Raw genomic sequence first — 2,181 nt, forward strand, 5'->3', positions numbered from 1 at the left:
CCTCAATCGCTTCACCGAGCTGGGCACGCCCCAAACGGTGGCCGTGGCATAACTACGTCTGGGGTTTGGGGAGACTCAGTCTCAAACCGATTTATTTGCAACAAGGCCCCATTCAATCACACTTGCTAAAATGCGGATGCAGTGAGAATGTTTCTTGTCTGCTTAGTACTCGTTTACTAGATATCTGTTCGTTGTTAGGTATTTTGGGTTTAATCACGATATTGCAAAAAACTTCAATCCTGAAAATGATAAAGCACTGTTTGGTACTCATCCTGTTGCTGGTGTCTTTTATGCAAATCGGAAAGAAAAGACCCTTCCTTGCGTCATATATGACACCAGGAAGGTTTTTCTGTTTTTGCGATTTAGGCTGTGCGCCTACGGCTTTGAACGAGGCCGAACGCAGCCAGCAGTGAAGACAACGCGATCAGGCCCCATACGCCTAAGTTGGGGACTGGTGTTGGTGTTGGCATTGCCGGAGAAACTGCAACAGGTCCTGCTGCACGAGAACACACCTCCAATCCAGGCGTGGCGCCTGTTTGGGCAGCGGGCGTTACACAGAAATAGAGGTATTGATTCAAATCTGCGGGTTGCAAAGTGTAGGAAACTGTCTTGGTGTCGCCACCTGTCGAACCGCTGGCGACCACGATCCCTTCGTTTGAATGTGCAATGGTGGGACTGGGGCTGGTGACGAATCGATATGAGGTGCCGCTTGGGTCCTCGACATCTGCGTCGTTGTCTGCATAGGTATAACTACCGGTCACAGGAGATCCGATTCGGGGCGTGCCCGTGATAGCAGGCTCAGCAAGCGGTACTGTATTGGGCGGGGCCTTCTCTATCAGTGCCACCATATGTTGATATTTCGGATCGCGATTGCGGAACAGATCCATGGTGTATTTGCTGGAGCGATACGTTGCGCGTAGAGTTGGTAGATTGGCTCGCATTGCCGCATACAGAGCTGTGTAAGCATCGACGAACGCTGCTTGGTCGCTGCCTCCATACTGCGTGACATCCTCTAAGCTCGGACGCGATGAACCTCGTGCTATGTCAATGCTGGCGGCAGTGCCGTCATAGTCGTTGCCAATCTCCCATAACGCATATTGCAGGGCGCGTCGCTTCTCTACGCTGCTTTTGTAATATTCCTCGTAGTACTGATCGAGCAGCCAGTAGATGGCTGCCTCACCCGCTGCACCGGACAAGCCCTTGATGGCACTGGCGCCCGCCTGGGTATCGAATTGAGCGATGGGGATGTCATAGGTGAAGGGGGGATTTGTTCCATGATCGATGCAAATCAACAGCACTGACAGATCGCTATATGGCGCCCCATTGGAGTCATAAGTCAAGTCCTTTGATGTTCCGGAATAGATCGAGCTGAACTCATAGGTGACTGGGCCGGACACGAAAGCGCCCATCGACAAGCCGGGAATCGCCAAGCAGAACGCAAATAAGAGGCTGGAGATCACTTTCTTCATCGCATCGTCCTTTTCATATGTAATTGCTTGATACCGAGTATTTTGACGTATGTCAAGAATTTGGACAAGGGTAGCTTTACTGAAATTTGCCTCCATCCGATGTCATTCTAGTCAACGGAGTGACAAAAGTAGGCGACCAAACAACTGCTTCTCGCAAAGAATGGTCGCAATAGTGAGAGGCTTAGTGTGGAAGGAGAATGTCAATATTTAGACCGCAAAGTGCGACGACTTGGCAACCTCGACGGCGTTCCGAAAGCCCACGCTGCCTATGCCAAGATTGCAGAAGATAGGCAGGGAGGAAATGGCGCCAGTGTGCTGAAGTCGGAGCGCATGCGATGGATGAAATTGGGTTGGCTTTTCTCTTATTTTTTTAAAAAACAAAAATAATTATAATAATAACAAATGAACAAAAATAGTTGTGCAGGATTTTGAAAAGTTCATCGCTAAGGCTTTGTTGCACAAATCCGGGCCGTAGCGGTAGTAGGCTCGGATGATGAGTGAGACGAACTGGGGACGGCGCAAGTACCGCACCACAAACTGGAAGGGGCGTTGTTGCACAAATCCCGTCCTCAGCTAGCGTAGGCTGGGGAGATGAGTGAGACGAGCTGGGGGCGGCATAAATACCGCACAACAAACTGGAAGGCATATAACGCAGCATTGAAGGCCCGAGGCGACTTGACCATCTGGCTGGACAAGGAAATGCAGTGGCTAG

The 2,181-nt window shown here is 50.4% G+C and carries 1 protein-coding gene and 1 pseudogene; one reads left to right on the forward strand and one right to left on the reverse strand.

Annotated features, from left to right (window positions below):
* Nucleotides 1-362: 362 nt before the first annotated feature.
* Nucleotides 363-1,469 (reverse strand): IPTL-CTERM sorting domain-containing protein, encoded by a 1,107-nt coding sequence (locus ABIE32_RS21675; RefSeq protein WP_429019397.1) that lies wholly within the window; start codon nt 1,467-1,469, stop codon nt 363-365.
* Nucleotides 1,470-2,060: 591 nt separating this feature from the next.
* On the opposite strand from ABIE32_RS21675, the pseudogene ABIE32_RS21680 reads away from it, so the two are divergent.
* Nucleotides 2,061-2,181, forward strand: a pseudogene (locus ABIE32_RS21680) (IS5/IS1182 family transposase); the annotation flags it as partial.

Origin of the sequence: Comamonas sp. 4034, from assembly GCF_050434545.1 — a bacterium.
Lineage (GTDB): Bacteria > Pseudomonadota > Gammaproteobacteria > Burkholderiales > Burkholderiaceae_C > Comamonas > Comamonas odontotermitis.

Excerpts from the sequence above, each read along its gene's own strand:
- ABIE32_RS21675 (WP_429019397.1), bottom strand. The coding sequence starts at position 1,469 with ATGAAGAAAGTGATCTCCAGCCTCTTATTTGCGTTCTGCTTGGCGATT.